Origin of the sequence: Saccharothrix sp. CCNWYY140 (assembly GCF_037401995.1) — a bacterium.
Lineage (GTDB): Bacteria > Actinomycetota > Actinomycetes > Mycobacteriales > Pseudonocardiaceae > Actinosynnema.
Map to the genome: position 1 here is coordinate 199,795 of NZ_JBBEGC010000001.1, position 19,125 is coordinate 218,919.

General features: G+C 71.9%; 16 protein-coding genes. 4 read left to right on the forward strand and 12 right to left on the reverse strand.

Translation table 11 applies throughout. The features are described from left to right. Positions 1-11: 11 nt before the first annotated feature. On the forward strand, positions 12-2,984 hold the full coding sequence (locus tag WBN91_RS00935) for an acetyl-CoA carboxylase family protein (protein ID WP_337721937.1): 2,973 nt from the start codon (positions 12-14) through the stop codon (positions 2,982-2,984). A 416-nt stretch (positions 2,985-3,400) separates the two neighbouring features. Beyond that, complete coding sequence (secA2, locus tag WBN91_RS00940; protein WP_337722926.1) at positions 3,401-5,719, forward strand: accessory Sec system translocase SecA2; 2,319 nt, start codon at positions 3,401-3,403, stop codon at positions 5,717-5,719. A 185-nt stretch (positions 5,720-5,904) separates the two neighbouring features. Here secA2 and WBN91_RS00945 read toward each other — a convergent pair whose 3' ends face one another. Further along, complete coding sequence (locus WBN91_RS00945; RefSeq protein WP_337722927.1) at positions 5,905-6,171, reverse strand: hypothetical protein; 267 nt, start codon at positions 6,169-6,171, stop codon at positions 5,905-5,907. 372 nt (positions 6,172-6,543) lie between these two features. On the opposite strand from WBN91_RS00945, the gene WBN91_RS00950 reads away from it, so the two are divergent. Next, a complete protein-coding gene (locus tag WBN91_RS00950; protein WP_443217636.1) occupies positions 6,544-7,842 on the forward strand; it encodes a tannase/feruloyl esterase family alpha/beta hydrolase in 1,299 nt (432 codons plus the stop codon). 44 nt (positions 7,843-7,886) lie between these two features. Here the strand turns inward: WBN91_RS00950 and WBN91_RS00955 are convergent, their stop codons facing one another. From WBN91_RS00955 to WBN91_RS00965, 3 genes are read right to left on the reverse strand one after another with little or no spacing between them, the layout of a single operon-like run. Beyond that, a complete protein-coding gene (locus tag WBN91_RS00955) occupies positions 7,887-9,737 on the reverse strand; it encodes a helix-turn-helix domain-containing protein (RefSeq protein ID WP_337722928.1) in 1,851 nt (616 codons plus the stop codon). Between the two features lie 4 nt (positions 9,738-9,741). After that, positions 9,742-11,073: an MFS transporter gene (locus tag WBN91_RS00960; protein ID WP_337722929.1), complete on the reverse strand. Its 1,332-nt coding sequence runs from the start codon at positions 11,071-11,073 to the stop codon at positions 9,742-9,744. A 51-nt stretch (positions 11,074-11,124) separates the two neighbouring features. After that, positions 11,125-11,898 (reverse strand): 3-hydroxybutyrate dehydrogenase, encoded by a 774-nt coding sequence (locus tag WBN91_RS00965; protein WP_337722930.1) that lies wholly within the window; start codon positions 11,896-11,898, stop codon positions 11,125-11,127. A 195-nt stretch (positions 11,899-12,093) separates the two neighbouring features. Here WBN91_RS00965 and WBN91_RS00970 point away from each other — a divergent pair, with 195 nt between their 5' ends. Further along, entirely contained in the window at positions 12,094-12,252 is a 159-nt protein-coding gene (locus WBN91_RS00970; RefSeq protein WP_337722931.1) for a hypothetical protein, read from the forward strand. Between the two features lie 148 nt (positions 12,253-12,400). Here the strand turns inward: WBN91_RS00970 and WBN91_RS00975 are convergent, their stop codons facing one another. From WBN91_RS00975 to WBN91_RS01010, 8 genes are all read right to left on the reverse strand, one after another. After that, entirely contained in the window at positions 12,401-13,414 is a 1,014-nt protein-coding gene (locus tag WBN91_RS00975; protein WP_337722932.1) for an LCP family protein, read from the reverse strand. A gap of 75 nt (positions 13,415-13,489) precedes the next feature. Continuing rightward, positions 13,490-13,879, reverse strand: a complete 390-nt coding sequence (locus tag WBN91_RS00980) for a DUF3037 domain-containing protein (protein ID WP_337722933.1) — start codon at positions 13,877-13,879, stop codon at positions 13,490-13,492. Continuing rightward, the gene (locus WBN91_RS00985; protein ID WP_337723035.1) at positions 13,863-14,657 is read right to left on the reverse strand and encodes a HipA family kinase; all 795 of its coding nucleotides are present in this window, start codon (positions 14,655-14,657) and stop codon (positions 13,863-13,865) included. Before WBN91_RS00985 ends, WBN91_RS00980 begins: the two co-directional genes overlap by 17 nt. A 47-nt stretch (positions 14,658-14,704) precedes the next feature. Beyond that, the gene (locus WBN91_RS00990; RefSeq protein WP_337722934.1) at positions 14,705-17,002 is read right to left on the reverse strand and encodes a hypothetical protein; all 2,298 of its coding nucleotides are present in this window, start codon (positions 17,000-17,002) and stop codon (positions 14,705-14,707) included. Then, a complete protein-coding gene (locus tag WBN91_RS00995) occupies positions 16,999-17,526 on the reverse strand; it encodes a DcrB-related protein (protein WP_337722935.1) in 528 nt (175 codons plus the stop codon). The genes WBN91_RS00990 and WBN91_RS00995 overlap by 4 nt, the downstream gene beginning before the upstream one ends. Positions 17,527-17,613: 87 nt before the next feature. Beyond that, a complete protein-coding gene (locus WBN91_RS01000) occupies positions 17,614-18,069 on the reverse strand; it encodes an SRPBCC family protein (protein WP_337722936.1) in 456 nt (151 codons plus the stop codon). After that, positions 18,066-18,368 carry an ArsR/SmtB family transcription factor gene (locus tag WBN91_RS01005; protein ID WP_121221434.1) on the reverse strand — a complete coding sequence of 101 codons (303 nt, stop codon included), beginning with the start codon at positions 18,366-18,368 and terminating at the stop codon, positions 18,066-18,068. Before WBN91_RS01005 ends, WBN91_RS01000 begins: the two co-directional genes overlap by 4 nt. A 17-nt stretch (positions 18,369-18,385) precedes the next feature. After that, positions 18,386-19,111: an SGNH/GDSL hydrolase family protein gene (locus WBN91_RS01010; RefSeq protein WP_337722938.1), complete on the reverse strand. Its 726-nt coding sequence runs from the start codon at positions 19,109-19,111 to the stop codon at positions 18,386-18,388. Positions 19,112-19,125: the final 14 nt, after the last annotated feature.

The following is a 19,125-nucleotide window of genomic DNA, read 5'->3' on the forward strand; positions in this document are numbered from 1 at the left end:
AGGAGGTTGCGGTGTCCACACTGCTCGTCGCCAACCGGGGAGAGGTCGCCGTCCGGGTCCTGCGGGCCGCCGCCGACCTCGGGTGGCGGACCACGGCCGTGTTCACCGACGACGACCCCGGCCACGCCCGCCTCGCGGACCGGGCCGTCCGGCTGCGCGGCGAGGGGCCTTCGTCGTACCTGGACGTCGAGCAGCTGCTGGACGCCGCCGAGGGGTGCCGGTTCGTGCACCCCGGGTACGGGTTCCTGTCCGAGAACGCCGAGTTCGCGCGGCGGTGCGCCGAGGCCGGGCTGACCTTCGTCGGGCCGCCGCCGGAGGTGCTGGCGCTGCTCGGCGACAAGCTCAGCGCCCGTGCGCTGGCGACCGAGGTCGGGGTGCCGGTGCCGGCCGGGGCGACGTCCGGGTTCGAGGAGTTCTTCAAGGCGCACGGGGCCGTGATGGTCAAGGCGGTGTCCGGGGGCGGCGGCAAGGGCATGCGGGTGGTGCGGCGGTTGGGCGACCTGACGCCGGCCGTCGAGCGGTGCCGGGCCGAGGCGCTGGCCGCGTTCGGCGACGGCTCGGTGTACGTGGAGGAGCTGCTGACCCCGGCCCGGCACATCGAGGTGCAGCTGGTGGGCACGACCGTGCTGGGCGACCGCGATTGCAGCCTCCAGTCCGGGCACCAGAAGCTGGTCGAGATCGCGCCGGCGCCGGGACTCGATCGCGGTTTGAGGGCCGAGCTGCACGAGGCGGCGGCGGCCATCGCGCGGGCCGTCCGGTACACCGGGCTGGGCACGGTCGAGTTCCTGGTCACGCCCTCGCGGTTCGTGTTCCTGGAGGCCAACCCGCGGTTGCAAGTCGAGCACACCGTGACGGAGGAAGTGACCGGGCTGGACCTCGTGCGGGCGCAGCTGCTGCTGGCGGCGGAGGTCGAGCCGGACCTGACGCATGTCGCTCGCGGTGCGGCCGTCCAGGTGCGGGTCAACCTGGGGTCGGCGGGGCGGTTGTCCACGTTCGCGCCGCCCAGCGGGCCGGGGGTGCGCGTGGACACCCACGCGTACCCGGGGTTCCGGGCCGGGCTCGGGTTCGACGCGTTGTTGGCGAAGGTGGTCGTGCACGGGGACGACCTGGACACGGCGTTGCGGCGGGCCCGGCGGGCGCTGGGCGAGTTCGAGGTGGAGGGCGCGTCGACCAACCTGGGGTTCCTGCGGGGGCTCTTGGATCACCCGGACGTGTTGTCGGCGCACACCGGCTTTGTCGACGAGTTGCCGCGTGAGGACCGGGGGCCGCGTGCGCCTGTGCAGGGGACCGTGGTGGCAGTCGAGAACGGCACGGTCGTGGTCGAGGCGATGAAGATGCAGCACGTCGTGGTGGTCGGAGACGGTCGCGTGCTGGTGTCGGTCGGGGAGACCGTGGCCGAGGGTGCGTTGTTGGCCGATGGCGGGTCGGACGCGGTCGAAGAGAAGGTCGTGGACGTCGATCTGGATGAAGTTCGGCCCGATTTGGCGGAGACGATGGCTCGGCACGACTTCGCGCGGCCGGAAGCGGAGGCCAAGCGGCACGCTTCGGGTCACCGGACCGCTCGGGAGAACATCGCCGACCTGTGCACGGACTTCGTCGAGTACGGCGGGCTGGCGATCGCGGCGCAGCGGAGGCGGCGGTCGTTGGACGAGCTGGTGGAGCGGACGCCCGCGGACGGCATGGTCGCCGGGGTGGGGCTGGTCAACGGTCGGCGGGCCGTGGCGCTGTCCTACGACTACGCGGTGATGGCGGGCACCCAGGGGTTGCGCAACCACGCCAAGAAGGACCGGATGTTCGCCCTGGCCGAGGAGCAGCGGCTGCCGGTGGTGCTGTTCGCCGAGGGCGGGGGCGGGCGGCCGGGCGACACCGACCACGGCATGGTCAGCGGGCTGGACTGCATGGCGTTCCACCTGTTCGCTCGGCTGTCGGGGCTGGTGCCGCTGGTCGGGATCGCGTCCGGGCGGTGTTTCGCGGGGAATGCGGTTTTGCTGGGGACGTGCGACGTCGTGATCGCCACGCGGGACGCCACGATTGGTATGGGCGGGCCGGCCATGATCGAGGGCGGCGGGTTGGGGGTGTTCCGGCCGGAGGAGGTCGGGCCGATGAGCGTGCAGGTGCCCAACGGGGTGGTGGACGTGGCCGTGGCCGACGAGGCGGAGGCGGTCGCGGTGGCCAAGAAGTACCTGTCGTACTTCCAGGGCCCGGTGGACTCGTGGGAGGCCCCTGACCAGCGGTTGTTGCGGCACGCGGTGCCGGAGAACCGGGTGCGGGCCTACGACGTGCGGACCGTCGTGGAGACCTTGGCCGACACGTGGTCGGTGCTGGAGCTGCGGCGCGAGTTCGGCCGCGGGATCGTGACCGCGCTGATCCGGGTCGAGGGCAAGCCGCTCGGGTTGATCGCCAACGACCCGTCGGTGCTGGGCGGCGCGATCGACGCCGACGCGGCGGACAAGGCGGCGCGGTTCTTGCAGCTGTGCGACGCGTTCGACCTGCCGGTGCTGTCCCTGTGCGACACGCCGGGGTTCATGGTCGGCCCGCAGGCGGAGAAGACGGCCACCGTGCGGCACCTGACCCGGATGCTGGTCGGCGGCGCGAACCTGGACGTGCCGTTCGGGCTGGTCGTGCTGCGGAAGGCGTACGGGCTGGGCGCGCAGGCGATGGCGGCGGGGAGCTTGAAGGTGCCCCGGTTCGCGGTGTCGTGGCCCAGCGGGGAGTTCGGGCCGATGGGGTTGGAGGGGGCGGTGAAGCTGGGGTTCAAGCGGGAGCTGGACGGGATCGAGGACCCGGCGCAGCGGCGGGAGGCGTTCGAGGCGATGGTGGCTGCCGCGTACGAGCACGGGAAGGCTCTCAACGTGGCTTCGGCGTTCGAGATCGACGACGTCATCGACCCAGCTGAGACGCGACGCTGGGTGAGCACGCAACTACTGGCGGACGCGCCTGAGCAGCGGACCAGCAAGAAGCGGCCGTTCGTCGACACGTGGTGAGACGCGCTTCGCTCTTTGGGACGCGCTGCGCGCTCTCAAGCCGTCGCGCTTCGCGCTCTCGAGATTAAAAGCGCCTGCCGGCGGGCGAACCACCGATGGGGGGTGAAGGGCGTCGGTTCCCCCACCGCATGACCCGGCGGAGCCAACCACAGATTCTCCGGGTGCCGCTAAATTTTTTGCTCGTTCCTCACAAAAAATTCGGCTGCACCCGGAGAATCTGCGGTAGCCCTTCGGGCGGGCCATACGGTGGGGGAACCGAGGCCCTCCACTTGTAGGTGACACCTACCGCGCGCTCCGCGCGCGAAGAACCGCGCTGCGCGGGGATCGTGCCGATGTGGTCAGCCGAGGGGTGAGTGAGTGAAGAGTCAACCGGGTGACGTGCGGAACGTTGGGCGCGTGCCGTACGTTGCCGTGCCGTGACCACTCTCCTGGGACGGTTCAAGCAGCAGCTGCGTCGGTTCGCGCAGAAGCCCGGCTCCGCCGACCTCTCGCCGTACCGCAAGCTGCTCGACGAGGTGAACGAGCTGGCCGAGCGGATGAGTGCGCTCAGCGACGAGGAGCTGACCGCCAAGGCCGCCGAGCTGCGGGAGAAGGGCGCGTTCGGGCGGCCGGAGCTGGTCGAGGTGGTCGCGCTCGGGCGCGAGGCCGCGGACCGGGCGCTGGGGCTGCGGCCGTTCGACGTGCAGATCCTCGGCGCCCTCGGGTTGCTCGAAGGGCACGTCGTGGAGATGGCCACCGGTGAGGGCAAGACGCTCTCCGGTGCGATCGCGGCGGCCGGGTTCGCGTTGCGCGGCGACCAGGTGCACGTCGTCTCGGTGAACGACTACCTCGCCCAGCGCGACGCCGAGTGGATGGGGCCGCTGTACGACCTGCTCGGCGTGTCGGTCGGGTGGATCTCGCAGTCGAGCAAGCCCGAGGAGCGCCGCGCCGCCTACCAGGCCGAGGTCTGCTACGCGTCGGTGTCGGAGATCGGCTTCGACGTGCTGCGCGACCGGCTCGCGGTGGACGAGGCCGACCGGATCGTGCCCGCGCCGCGCGTCGCGCTGGTGGACGAGGCCGACTCGGTGCTGGTGGACGAGGCCCGTGTGCCGCTGGTGCTGGCCGGTTCGACGGCGGGTCCCGCGGTGGACCCCGCGCTGGCCGACCTGGTGAAGCGGCTGCGCCGCGACCTGCACTTCGAGGTGGACGACGAGGAGCGCAACGTCTACCTGACCGGCGCCGGTTCCGAGCTGGTCGAGCGGGCGCTGGGCGGCATCGACCTGTACTCCGACGAGCACGTGTCGACCACGCTGTCCAAGGTCAACGTGGCCCTGCACGCGCAGGTGCTGCTGCACCGGGACGTCGACTACATCGTGCGCGACGGCAAGGTGCACCTGATCAACGACACCCGGGGCCGGATCGCGAAGCTCCAGCGCTGGCCGGACGGCTTGCAGGCGGCGGTGGAGGCCAAGGAGGCCGTCGCCACCACGGACGCCGGCGAGGTGCTGGACTCGGTCACCGTGCAGGCGCTGCTGTCGCGGTACCCGACGGTGTGCGGCATGACCGGCACGGCGGTGGCCGTGGCCGAGCAGCTGCGCGACTTCTACAAGCTCGAAGTGCTGGTCATCCCGTCGAACGTGGAGTGCGTCCGCGAGGACGAGGCGCCCCGGCTGTACACGACGCTGGAGCTCAAGGAAGCCGCGATCGTCGAGGAAATCAAGACCGTCCACGAGACCGGCCGGCCGATCCTCGTGGGCACGCTGGACGTGGCGGAGTCCGAGCGGCTGTCGCGCAAGCTGGAGGCGGCCGGGCTGGAGTGCGTCGTCCTCAACGCCAAGAACGACGCCGAGGAGGCCGCGATCATCGCGGACGCGGGTTCGTTCGAGCGGATCACGGTGTCCACGCAGATGGCCGGCCGCGGTACCGACATCCGCCTGGGCGGGCACGAGTCGACCGACCGGGAGCGGATCGCCGAACTGGGCGGCCTGTACGTGATCGGCACCGGACGGCACTCGTCGTCGCGACTGGACGACCAGCTGCGCGGCCGGGCGGGGCGCCAGGGCGACCCGGGCGGGTCGGTGTTCTTCTCGTCGTTGCAGGACGACCTGGTGACCCAGTACGTGCCCGACCACGACGAGCCCGCCGAGGTCGAGGAGGACGGTCGGGTCGTGGACGCCGGCACCCTGCACACCGTGGAGCACGCGCAGCGCGTGGCCGAGGGCGTGCAGCTGGAGATCCACCGCAACACGTGGCGGTACAACAAGCTGATCGAGCACCAGCGGACGTTGGTGCTGGAGTTCCGGGACAAGCTGCTGACCACCGAGCTGGCGTGGGAGGAGCTGTCCAAGCGCAACCCCGAACGCGCGGAAGACCTCTCCGGCCTGGACCACGAGGTCTTGGTCAAGGCGGCCCGCCTGATCGCCCTGCACCACCTCGACCAGCGGTGGAGCGACCACCTGGTGTTCCTGACCGACCTGCGCGAGGGCATCCACCTGCGCGCCCTGGCCCGCCAGAACCCCCTGGACGAGTTCCACCGCGAAGCCATCCCGGCGTACCACCGGATCGTGCCGGACTCGTGGGACGAGGCGGAGGAGACGTTCAAGAAGGTGAAGATCGACGAGGACGGTGCGCACCTTGCGGAGGCCGGGGTGCAGCGGCCGAACACGACGTGGACTTACCTGGTGAACGACAACCCGTTCTCGTCGGGCTTGGAGGAGACCTTCAAGGGCTTGGTGAAACTGGTCCGCCGCCGCTGAGGTGGCGAGGCCGAGGTGGCGAGCCGAGGCTTGAGCGGACGGCCCCTGTCGGCGACGGCGGGGGCCGTTCGGCGTTCCGGGGCGTCCGGCGTTTCCGGGGCGTCCGGGAGCGGTGTGGAGCGCGGACGGCGGGCCGGGTGGGCGGCGGGCCGGGGGCGGTGAGGTGGCCCCGGCCCGCGGCGGCGTCAGTGGATGCGCAAGGGGAGGTTCTTGTCCTCGACCGGGTCTGCCTGGCGGGGCAGGGTGGTTCGTCTGCCGAATCTCGCCGCTACCGCCTGCTCGGTGAGAGCGCGGATCTCCGCCAGGATGTCCAGGTGTTCCTGGGACGGTGGCGGGCCGACCAGGTTCGAATGGTTGAACGCCGTGCGTTCGGCTCGGCGGGCCAGGTTCTGGATGCGGCGGATCAGGTCCGATTCCTGGTCGAGGGGCAAAGAGCTCCGTTGCTCAGTCACCCCGGAAGCGTTCACCTCACGCCGGGTGAACGTAAATCACCTGGGAGTGCGAACTTCGCTGGGGCATCTCAGCTATCCCTCCGATCCGGTGAGAAAACAGCCCGATCGTGCGACTCAAGTCGCCACCGCCGGGCGAACCATCTGAACACCTCCCCGCCCTCTCCACCACAAACCCGAGAAGTGTCAAGAACGTCGACCACTTGGCCGTGACCCGTACCGGTGATGCAGCACCCGTCGATCACTGGTGACGCGGTGCATCCGCATCCATCCGCCGGGGGTCACCTGGGGTGGCTATCGCCGACACACGTAACCGGAGCGGCATGGTGCGGGGAACCATTACCGCGTCCGTGCGCCGGCCTTACGGTGCGACGGGTGAACATCGCCGTTCCGCTGGTCGCAGCGCTTGTCGCCACGTTGGCGCAGGCCACACCCGCCCTCTCCGCACCCGAGGGCTGTGGTCCCCTGCGCGTTCCCGGTGCCGCCCACCAGGAACTGACCCACCTCGACGACCTGTCCACCGCGGGTGGCCGCACGGACCCCGCCGACTGGGCCGGTCTCACCCCCGCCGGTCTGCCCGCGCCGACGCCCGTCGCGGGCACGCAGGTCGACGGCTACTTCCCCGACGACTCCACCTCCAACACCAACCACGGCTGGGCGCACGACTCCCAGTTCGTCATCCGCCTGCCGAAGAACTGGAACGGTGGCCTGGTCGTCGCCGGCTCGCCCGGCGTGCGCGAGCAGTACGCCAACGACCGGGCGATCAGCGACTTCGTGCTGGCCCGCGGCTACGCCTTCGCCGCCACCGACAAGGGCAACACCGGCGTGGCCTTCTACCGCGACGGCGACCGACCCGGTGACGCGATCGTGGAGTGGAACCGCCGCGTCACCCAGCTCACGATCGCCGCGAAAGCCGTTGTGGCGCAACGGTACTGCCGCCCGCCGAGCCGCACGCTGGCCACCGGCCTGTCCAACGGCGGCTACCTGGTCCGCTGGCAGCTGGAGAACTTCCCCTGGCTCTACGACGGCGGCGTCGACTGGGAGGGCACGCTGTGGTCCAACCAGAACCTGCTCACCTTCCTGCCGCCCGCGCTGGCCGCCTACCCCAAGGGGGACAAGGCGTCCGTGATCGCGGCGGGCTTCCCGGCCGAGTCCGAATTCCTCTGGGACTTCCACCACCGCGTCTACTGGGACCTGACCCAGCGCATCTACCGCGAGGAACTCGACCCGACCTGGGACGGTGACGCGGAGGCCGGCACCCCGTTCTGCGCGTCCGGCACCCCGGCGTGCGACGCGGACTACGACTACGCGTCCCGGCCGCAGGCCCAGCGAGCGGTCGCGCGCATCGCCCTGACCGGCCGCATCGGCAAGCCCCTTCTCACCCTGCACGGCACGCTCGACACGCTCCTGCCGATCTCGAAGGACTCGGACGTCTACGCGCAGATGATCCGGGACGCCGGCCGGGGCCACCTGTTCCGCTACTACCGGATCGAGGGCGGCACGCACGTGGACGCCCTGTTCGACGCCTACCCCGACCGCCTGCGCCCGCTGACCCCGTGCCACCGCACGGCGTTCGCGGCCCTGGAGGGCTGGCTGCGCGGCACCCCGCCGCCCGCCTCGACGACCGTCGCCCGTCCGCCAGTGGTCAGTGCGACGGACTGCGCCCTGTCCTGACAACCCCGAGCCCGCTCGGCCGCACTGGGGGCGGCCGAGCGGGCTCAGCCCGTGATCTTCAACAGCCGCAACGCCAACTGGACCTCCAGCACCCGCTCGGGCGACTGCCAGTCCTCGCCCAGCAGGCTGGCCACCCGGTCCAGCCGCTGCACCACCGTGTTCACGTGGACGTGCAGCTCGTCCTTGGCGCGGCTCAGGTTCTGGCCGCACGCGAAGTACGCCGTCACCGTCCGGACCAGCTCGGTGCCCCGGCTCGCGTCGTAGTCCAGCAGCGGACCCAGGGTCGCGCGCACGTACCCCGCCACGTCCGCCCGGTCGCCCAGCAGCACGCCCACGAAACCCAGGTCCGCCAGCGTCCCGCCGGTCCCCCGCCGGTCCAGCACGAGCAGGGCACGCAGGCACCGCACGGCCTCGGCGTGCGCGTCGGCGATCCCGGCCGGGCCGAGCGCCGGACCACCTGACCCCACCGTCACCGGCAGGCCGGCCGCCTTGCCGAGCACCCGGGCGACGTCCCGCGCCGCGCCGGCCAGGTCGGTGCCGGGCAGCACCAGCACGACGTGGTCGCCGTGCACGCCCGCCAAGCCCCGCGACGAGGACACCAGGTGCGCGGCGGCGGGCAGGAGGCGGTCGCGGGGGCCGTCGGCGACCAGCACCACGTGTTCGGCGGCCAGGTCCACGCCGACCCGCCGCGCCCGCGCCTTCAGTGCCACCGGGTCGACGGAAGCGCCCAGCAGGTCCGTGATCAGCTCGCCGCGCACCTTGTTCTCCGCCTCGGCGACGGTCCGGCGCAACAGCAGCAGCAGCGCCGTCACCACGGAGGCGCGCTCGAACAGCCGCCGGTCGGCGTCGCCGAGGTCGGGGCGGTCGGTCAACGCGATGCTGCCCAGCAGCTCACGCCCGGCCAGCACCGCGCACACCCACGTGCCGTCCTGCGGGATGGCCCGGCCCGAGGCTCGGGAGGCGTTGACCGCCGCGCGGGGCGCGAGCGTTTGCGCGGTGCCGATGCGGGCCAGTTCGACGCCCTCGTGGTCGTGGACGACGATCCCGCCGTCGAGCACCTTGGCCACGGCCGCCGCCACCTCGGGCACGTCCGCGCCGCGCAGCACGAGGTCGGTGAGGCGGTCGTGGGCCTCCTCGGCCCGGCGCATGGCCTCGTTGTGGGCGCGGATCGTCTCGCCCGCCGTCCGCGTCTCCTCCAGCAGGTGCGCGGTGTCCAGCGCGATGGCGGCGTGGTCGGCCAGCGACGACAGCAGCGCCACCTCGTCGGGCGGGAACTGGCGGGGCGAGCGGTTGGCCGCGTAGAGCACGCCGATGACCCGGCTGCCCAGCTTCAGCGGCACGCCCAGGATCGCCACCAGGCCCTCGTCGCGGACCGCGGTGTCGATGGTGGTGGTGTGGTTGAACCGGTCGTCGGTGGAGTAGTCCGCGGTCACGTACGGCTGCGCCGACTGCGCCACCAACCCGCCCAGCCCCTCCCCCATGCCCAGCTTGAGCTGCTGGAACAGCGGGGAGATCGACCCATCGGTGACCCGCATGTACGTGCTGTTCTCGCCCGGCGCGTTCATGCTCAGGTACGCGATGTCCGCGCCCAGCAGCTGCCGGGCGCGGCGCACGATCGAGCGCAGCACGCCGTCCGGGTCGCGCACGCCCGCGAGGTCGCTGGCGGTGTCGAACAACGCCTCCAGCTCGGCCTCGCGGCGGCGGTGCGCGGTGAGCGTGCGGCGGATCTTCAACGCCCACTGCGTGGCCCGGCCGATCCGGTCCAGGTCGGTGTCGGCCACGCCCGCCGCCCGCGCGGCGGGGAGCACCCGCGCGAGCCGCTCGCTGCTCGCGTCCTCCGCGAGCAGGTCCAGCAGCTCCAGCAGGTGCTCCACCGCGTCCGCCCGGTCGGTCATGCCCTCATGCTGACACCGTGGTGCGCTCGGTGTCGGTCCGGTCCAGCGAGGTGCCCTTGGTCTCCCGCGAGACCAGGACCGCGATCACCGTGATCACGCACATCGCCAGCACGTACAGCACGATCGGGAACGAGCTCTTGAAGTCCCGCAGCAACGCCGTGGCGATGAGCGGGGCCACCGCGCCGGCCGCGATCGACGCGAGCTGGTAGCCGACCGACGCGCCCGAGTAGCGCACCTTCGTGCCGAACAGCTCGGAGAAGAAGGCCGCCTGCGGGCCGTACATCGCGCCGTGCAGCACCAGGCCGACGGTCACCGCGAGCACGATCGGCCAGAACGACTTGGTGTCCAGCAGCGTGAAGAACGGGAACATCCACGCGCCGATGCCGACCGCGCCGATCAGGTACGTGGTGCGGCGGCCGATCTTGTCCGACAGCGCGCCCCACAACGGGATCGTGATCAAGTGCGCGCCCGACGCGATGAGCACCGCGTTGAGGCCGGTGGAACGTGGCAGGCCCAGCGTGGAGGTGATGTAGACCAGGATGAACGCGGTGATCACGTAGTAGGACACGTTCTCCGCCATGCGGGCGCCCATCGCGACCAGCACCTCGCGCCAGTGGTCGCGCAGCACCCCCACGATCGGCGGCTTCTCCGCGACCTTCGTCTTCTCCGCCTTCGCCTGCGCCTCCAGGAAGATCGGCGACTCGGACACGCTCAGCCGGATCCACAGGCCCACCAGCACCAGCACGCCGGAGAGCAGGAACGGCACCCGCCAGCCCCAAGACAGGAACGCCTCGTCGGTCTGCACCGCCGCCAGCACCGCCAACACGGCCGTGGCGAGCAGGTTGCCCATCGGGACACCGGCCTGCGGCCACGACGCCCAGAACCCGCGCCGCTCGGCGCTGCCGTGCTCGGACACGATCAGCACCGCGCCGCCCCACTCGCCGCCCAGCGCGAAGCCCTGCACCAGGCGCAGGAACGTCAGCAGCAGGGGCGCGCCGACGCCGATCGCCGCGTACGTGGGCAGCAGGCCCATCGCGAAGGTCGCGCCGCCCATGAGCATCAGGCTGAGCACGAGCAGCTTCTTGCGGCCCACCTTGTCGCCGAAGTGGCCGAACACCAGGCCGCCCAGCGGACGGGCGAGGAAGCCGATGGCGTAGGTGGTGAACGCGAGCAGCGTGCCGGTCAGCGGGTCGGCGTTGGGGAAGAACAGCTTGTTGAACACGATCGCGGCGGCCGAGCCGTAGAGGAAGAAGTCGTACCACTCGATCGTGGTGCCGATCAGGCTTCCTATGACGACCTTGGCGAAACCTGGCTTGGGTGGGGCGGCGTTGGTCATGGCGGGTCACCACTTCATTGGGGGAGTGTGCATTACCGGGTTTTCGGGGGCTTACTGGGCGGTCCAGCCGCCGTCGAGGGTGAACGTGGCGCCGGTGACGTGGGCGGCGTGGTCGCCGCACAGCCAGTGCACGAGGTTGGCCACCTCGTCCGGCTCGACGAGCTCCTTGATGGCGTGCTTGGTGAGCAGGACGTCGGTGACCACGCGGTCGCGGTCCACGCCGTGCGCCCTGGCCTGGTCGGCGATCTGGTTCTCCACCAGCGGCGTGCGCACGTAGCCGGGACTGACGCAGTTGCTGGTGACGCCGTGCTCCGCGCCCTCCAGCGCGATGACCTTGCTCAGGCCTTCCAGCCCGTGCTTGGCGGCCACGTAGGCGGACTTGAACGCGCTGGCGCGCTGCCCGTGCACGCTGGAGACGTTGACGACCCGGCCCCAGCCCCGCGCGTACATGTGCGGCAGGACGTGGCGGGCGAGGAGGAAGGGCGCGGTCACCATGACCCGCTGGAGCAGCTCGAACGTGGCCGGCGGGAACTCGTGCACCGGGGCCACGTGCTGGAGGCCCGCGTTGTTGACCAGGACGTCGACCTCGGTGGGCAGCTGCCGCGCGGGGTCGTCCCCGGCGAGGTCCACGACGTGGGCCGTGCCGCCGAGCTCCTCGGCGACCCCGCGCACACCCTCGTCGCGGTCCACCAGGTGCACCTTCGCACCGGCCGCGACCAGCACCGCGGCACACGCCCGCCCGATACCGCTCCCGGCGCCCGTGACCAGGGCGGTGCGTCCGGCGAGGTCGGGGCCGCTCCCGCTGTGACCGGGGACACTGTTCATGCCCGGAAACGCTAGGTGTCGCACGCCACCGAGCCCATGTCGCACCCGCACACAACCTGCGGGTTCGGGGTGTGTTTAGCCACCAGTTAGCGACACGGCCTCGCACTTCGTCGATACCGCGTGGAATGGGCGGGGTCTCGTGAGTAGGCTGCGTTGGTCCTATCGGGGGATGAACCAGACTTTGGGGGTCACGAAGTGTCACTCACGCCGATATACGACGACCTGCTGCGCGAGTTCGACGGGATCATCGAGAGCATCCTGGCCGCCGACGCGCCCGAGGCTCCCGCGCCGGAACAGGTCGAGCCGGCTGTGTTGGATGGCGCGACTCCGTCGCGCGGCTCGGCCGCCCAGTAGTCGGCTCATCGCGCCGCGTTTCCCGCCGATCGAAGAGCGTGATCGTCGGGAAAGGCGACGCGACAAGCCGACGGCGGCCTCGCGGTTCACCAAGAAGGGGCGCCCCGCGGCCACCGCCGTTGGACGCCCCTTCTCGCTGTTCGACGGGCTACTTCGGCTGCTCCAGCAGGTCCGCGGGCACCGGCTGGTCCTTCTCCAGCGCACCGAACAGGCGCAGCGCGTTCTCCCGGTCCCACTGCACCACGGACCCGACGCCCGGCATCGTGGGCGTGCCGCCGATCGGCACGGTGACGTTGTCCACGCCACCGCCCATGCCGAACACCATCCCGGCCAGGTTGTGCAGGTGGTCGTCGTCGTCCACGGAGATCGAGTCGGTGGTCGCGAACAGCAGCGGGAACGCCTTGAACGGGTTGATCAGCGTCCCGACGCTGGTCGCCTCGGCCGACAGCGCCGACAGGAACTCCCGCTGGTTCTGCACGCGCTGGAGGTCCGCCGTCGCGAACGCCCGGGTCCGCACGAAGCCCAGCGCTTGGGCGCCGTTCAGCTCCTGGCACCCCGGCTGGAGGTCCAGGCCCGCCAGCGGGTCCTGCATGGGCTCCTTGATGCACATCTCGACCCCGCCGACGGCGTCCACGATGCCCGCGAAGCCGCCGAAGCCGATCTCCATGTAGTGGTCCACCCGGACGCCGGTCGCCCCTTCGACGGTCTGCACCAGCAACGGCGCGCCGCCGAACGCGAAGGCCGCGTTGACCTTGTTCTTGCCGTTGCCCGGGATGTCCACATAGGAGTCCCGGGGGATGCTCACCAGCGTCGCCTTCCCCGAGCCCTCGGGGATGTGCAGCAACATGATGGTGTCGGTGCGCCGCCCGCCCGCGTCCCCTGTGGACAGTTCGGACTTCTGCTCCTCGGACAGCCCGTCGCGGGCGTCCGAGCCGACCAGCAGCCAGTTGGTGCCGGGCGTGTCGGCGGGACGTCCTTCGTACTCCGGCAGGGCGTCGATGCGGCGCAACGACGAGTCGACGTACACCCACAAGCCGACCGCGAAGGCCAGGAGCACGACCAGGACCACCGCGATGATCCGACCGACCCTCGGCTTGCGCCGCTTGGGCACCGGCCGATACCCGGCGCGTTGCTGGTAACCGTGCTGGTAGCCGGCGCTCATGTTCAGCGACCCCGATCCCGTGTGTTGGCTACTGCTTGCAGCTAAAGACGCGGCATACGTCGAGAGGTTGCCACCCTAGTGCTCCGGGGGCAGCACCAGCGCACGCAGCAGGCGGTCCAGCTCGCCCTCCGGGTCGTCGGTCAGGCCCGTGTGCGCCGGTGAGGTCTGGATGATCGTGCTGCGAGGCGCGATCAGCCACCGGAACCGCTGTCCGGGAGTGGTCTTCGACACGGGACCGGCGACGGGGTCGCCGTCGCACGAGATGCCCAGGTGGTCCAGGTTCGCCTTGAGGAGTTCGACGTCCAGGAACGGGTCGAGCGCACGCAACCGCCGCTCGTCCACGTGCACGCGCGCGCCCAGGAAGTTCAAGGGCGCGCAGTAGACCAGCACGCCGACGTTGAGGAACTCCCCGCGTTCCTGCCTCGGCACCGCGCGCAGCAGCGCGTACTCAAACACGTGCGGCACGGGCGGCCTCCAGGTCGGCGACCCAGGAGCGCTGGGCCAGGCGGGTCGCGAAGAACTCGGCGTAGGCGGCGCGGCCCCCGGCGCCGAAGGCCTCGTCCTGGGCCAACCACTCGTCCGGGACCAGCGCCAGCACCTCGTCGAGCAGGTCGGGCGTGATCCTGGCACCCAGCTCCGCGTCGACGTCGGCCAGCGGACCGGCGAAGGGCAGCATCAGGTGGTCGGCCGCGTCGAACCGGTAGGTCTTCGCCGGGAAGCGGTCGGGGTGCCAGGAGTGGTGGAAGTACAGCGAGGCGCCGTGGTCGATCAGCCACAGCTCGCGGTGCCAGAGCAGGGTGTTCGGGTTGCGCCAGCTCCGGTCGACGTTGAGGGTCAGGGCGTCCAGCCACAGCAGCCGCGTGGCGGTCTCGGTGCTCGGCTCCCGCACGACCGGGTTGTAGTCGAACGAGCCCGGCAGGTAGTCCAGCCCGAGGTTCAGCCCGCCGCTGGCCTTGAGCAGCTCCTGCACCTCCTGGTCCGGCTCGGCGCGCCCCAACTCGGGGTCCAGCTCCACCAGCACGATCTCGGGCACCCGGAACCCCAGCCGGCGCGCCAACTCCCCCACGACGATCTCGGCGATCAACGCCTTGACCCCCTGCCCCGCACCGCGGAACTTGAGGACGTACATCCCGAGGTCGTCGGCCTCGACCAGCCCCGGCAACGACCCGCCTTCCCGGAAGGGCGTGACATAACGCGTGGCCGCGACTCTCCGCAGCCCGTTGGTGGAGTTCACGCGAGGCATCATGGCCGCTCGCCCCACGCCCCCGCCAACCAGTTGCGCGCGGCCGGCTACCCCAACGCCTCGAAGCCCGCGCGACCGGCGCTCCGGGCCTTCGGGAGCTCCGCGGGGACCAGGCGACCGGACAGCTGCGCCACGGCCCGCACCCGCCTGGGCAGGTCCGTGCCGACCGCCACCGGTTCCGGCGTGGGCGGCATGCGTTCGAGGCCGACCCCGGCCACGGTGAACCGCTGGACGTGGGGCCAGAAGATCGCGAGCAACCCCAGCGCGGTGCCCAGAGTGCGGTCGACGGGCGAACCCGACAGGACGGCGAACCGGCCCAGGGGCAGCGTCAAGACCAGCAGGACCAGTCCCACCACCACCAACGCCGTCCGCGCGCCGCGACGCAACGGCCGCCGCCACCGCAGCCGGCGGAGCATCCGCGCGTACCGGGCGGCCTCGCGGCTCTCCGTGCGGCGGAGCAACCGGATGGCCGCCAGGCCACCCCGGTACACGACCCGGTCCACCGGCAGCTTCGCCTTGACCAGCGCCGAGGTGGCGTTGATCGCCGCGATCGCGTTCTGGCGCGCCACGTGCAGGCGCACGTCGGCCGGCAGGCCCGCCGAGGCGACGGCCGGTCCCGGGTCCCGGCCGGTCGCCAGGAAGTCGTCGAGGTCCCGGTCCAGCCGCAGCACCTCCGCGTACGCCGTGGCCGCCTCGACCAGGCGCGGGTAGTCGTCGCCGTGCTCCGCCCCGACCAGCAGCGCCTCGGCGTGCAGCAGGTGGGCGGTGGTGTGGCCGGGGGCGAAGCGGGTGAGGGACTCGGCGTCGCGGCGGGCGGCCTCGACCCGTCCCGCGGCCAGTTCGGCCTGGACGTGCAGGCAGCGGCGGTCGAGGTCGTGGCGGCGGTTCACCAGCACCGGCGCGAGGAGCTTGAGCGCGTGCTCGGGACGGGCGGCGCGCAGGTCGAGGATCGCCCGCAGCAGGGTCTCCCGCCAGGTGTGGTCGGACTCCGCGACGCCGGCGAGGATGGTCGTCGCCGCCACGTCGTCGTCGACCAGGAGCGCCGCGTACGCGGCCTGGCGCCGGCAGGTCGAGTCCGCGTGCTCCGGAGGTGGCGTGTCGGGCCGCCACAGCTGTGCCACGACCTCGCGTGCGGCGTTCTCCGCGCCGGAGAGCGTGCCCTCGCCGCGCGCGGCCAGGGAGAGCGCCATCTCCGCGTGGCCGATCCTGATGCGCCGCCGCTCCTCGTCGCTCAGGTCGGGGGCGTCGACGAGCGCGGCCAGGTCGCGGAGGGCGGCCTGGCCCGCGGTGCGGTCGAGCGCGCACCGGCAGACGACGATCGCGGCCCGCGTGGTCGTCGGCAGGTCGGTCGGGTCGGTCTTCGCCACCTCTTGGAGGTCCCACCAGTAGCCGCGGAAGTGGCCGCGGTCGTACCGCACGGCGGCCCGCGACAGGAACGCCTGGACCTTGATCTCCCGCGTCGGCCCGGTGTCCGCGTCGGGCGAGCCCGCGCGCAGTTCGTCCAGCAGGTCGGTGAACCGCGCTTCCGCCGTGTCCAGCCTGCCGATGTGGTGCAGCGCGGCGGCGTGGACGAGCCGCGTCCACGGAGCGGCCTTCGGCAGCCACGGGTCGAGCAGCTCCAGCACCTCGTGGTACTCCTCGCGGTCGTACCGGACCGCGGCCCGCAGCTCGGCCGTCGGCTGCTTCAGCTCGGCGGGCACGTCGGCGAGGCCCTCGAGCAGTCGGTCCACGTAGCCGGTCGCCCCCTCGCGCAGCGCCAGGCGAGCGGCTTCCAACACCGTCTTCGGGTGGTCGCGGTCGGTGAACTCGGCGATCTCCAGCCGCTTCTCGCGATAGCGCCCGTGCCACGGGCCGCCTTCCGACAGCAGGGCCGCGGCCACCCACACCAACCGGTACGTCGTGTCCTGGCGGCGCTCGACGTCGTCGCGGGGCACGCTCCGCACGACCGCCTCGGCGGCGTCCAACGCCCCGGCCCGCACCATGAGGACCGCGGCGCGGGACAGCACGTCGGCGTCGGCGGGGTACCGGGCGCAGAGGCGGCCGACCGCGTCGACCGCCTCCGACCGCCTCGGCGGTCGCGCGGCCAGGAGCCGGTCGGCCCAGGTCACGTAGGCGCCCGGGGACAGGCCGTCGACCTCGTCCGCCCGCCGGTAGTACTCGCCCGCCTCGTCCACGTCCTCCGTCAACGCGGCGACGTAGGCCAGGGCGAGCGGGTGGTCGGGATCCCGCGCCAGCACGTGGTCGAACAGGTCGAGCGCCGACGACTTCACCCCTTGGTGCGCCAAGCGACGCGCCTCGGCCACCAGGTCCTCAATCGGCACGTCGTCCGACGGGTGCGTGCTCATCTCGACAACTCCGCCCCGGCGGCCGGGCGATCCGTCGAGGTCACCGCGTCGGCGGCCGGCTGTGTCGCCGCCATCGCGTCGGCCGCGCCCGGGTCGACCGCGATCGAGCGCAGCACGTCGGTGAGCACGCGCCGGTGGTCCCACATCTCCGCCCGGGTCGTGGTCGCGGTGGCGGTGAAGCCCCGGCCCCGCCGGACGGTGTAGGCCTGGATCTGGCACACCGGGTCGGAGCCCTCCGGCCGCCAGGAGAACTCCCGCAGCCAGGCCTCCGCCACGCCCCGGACCCGCCAGGGCTGGATGTCGCCCAGTGGCTCGTAGCCCGGGAACTCCCCCGCCAGCAACCCGCCCTGGGTCTCGGCGTACTCGCGTGCGGTGATGGCGGGGTCGAGCGGTTCGCTGGAGACGATGACGTTCGCCCGACCCGTGGGTTCGAGCAGGGTGTAGCTCTCCTTGAAGAACCAACCGGCGGGCAGGTCGATCGTGATCGACGGGCGCGTTCTGGTCGGCTTCGGCGGTGTGGTCACGGCGGACCTCCTCGGCCGGTGGACCTGTGATGCCCGTTCGTCGCGCGCCGAGGAGGTGCCGTTACGTCGATCGGCCCAGGGTCGGGGTCAGACGACCAACGCGTACCGCTCGAGCAGGCCGCCCCACCCGCCCTCGCCGGCGACCCGCTCGGCGATGTGGTCGCCGTCGGGGGCGTGGCGGTCGAAGTGGCGGTGGACGAGGGTGACCACCGTGGTGGCGCCGGAGGGTTCGAAGGTCAGTTCGACCTCGCTCGCGCGGCTCGGGTCGGGGTCGTAGGACCACCGGCCGTCCAGGTGCCAGGACAGCAGCAGGCGGGCCGGCGGGTCGTAGGCCAGGACCGCGCCCCAGTCGCACTCGACACCGTCCACACCGCGCTCGAACCACCGGCCGCCCTCGAAGGGCTCGATCACGGCGGTGGCCGCGTCGGCCGTGCCGATGTGGTGGCTGGCCAACGGCCACCAGTCGCCGAACTTCGCCACGAACACCTCGAACGCGCGGTCCGGTGTGGCCGCGACCGTGACGGAACGGCGTACCTCGGTCATGTCTCCTCCTCCACGGCGCGCGCGAACGCGGCGAGCGCCTGTGCCCAGATGTCGTCGAAGTAGTCGCGCAACTCGCGCACACCCGCCGGGTCGACCCGGTAGACGCGCCGCGTGCCCACGGCCTCGTCCCGCACCAGCCGCGCCTCCTTGAGCACCTTGAGGTGCTGCGAGACGGCCGGCCTGCTCACCGGCAACTGCGCCGCCAACTCACCGACGGCCAGCGGACCGGCGGTGAGGCGCTCGAAGATCAGCCGCCGGGTCGGGTCGCCCAGCGCCGCGAGTGCTCCGTAAGTCCCCACGAACGGTAAGTATGAACTTACCGAGTCGCCTCCGTCAAGGCCGGGAGATAGCCGTCGCGGTGGCCGGCGGCGTTGGCGTGGTAGGACGACGTGATCGGGTAGGTCAGGTCGTTGACCCACGGGGCGGCGCCGCACGCGCCGTGACCCTCGAACGGGTCGCGCACGTCCACGAACGTGTAGCCGAACGACTCGGCACGGTCGCCCAGCACCTCGGCCAGCGCGTCGGAAGCGCGGTTGACGGCGGTGCGCTTGGCCGCGTTGAACGAGCACGGGTCGGACTGCTCGAACAGCCTCGGGTACCCCAGCACGACCACCTGGGCGTTCGTCCGCGACCGCAGCCCGCCGAACAAGCGGTCCAAGCGGCCCGGAAGCTCGTTCCGGATGAACCGCTCCGCCTTCGCCACGCGTTCGCCGCACGTCCGCTCGTCCGACAGCAGGCACGTGGTCATGACCTCGGTGAACTGCGCGTCGTTGCCGCCGACGGTGAGGGTCACCAGCTGCGTCGCCGACGACAACACCCCGGCCTGCCGCTCGACGTCCGCCGTCGTCGCGCCGGAGCACGCCTTGAAGTCCAGCTCGTAGCGGCCCTGCGCGAACAGCACCGGATAGGCGCGGTCCGAGCGCCCGCAGGACTCGCGGTCGGTGCCGACGCCCGCCGCGTAGGAGTCGCCCAGGGCGACGTACTCCGGCGCGGCGGGCGCGGGGACCAACGCCGTCAACAGCACTGCTGCCAAGAGGTTCATCCCTCCGGCGTACC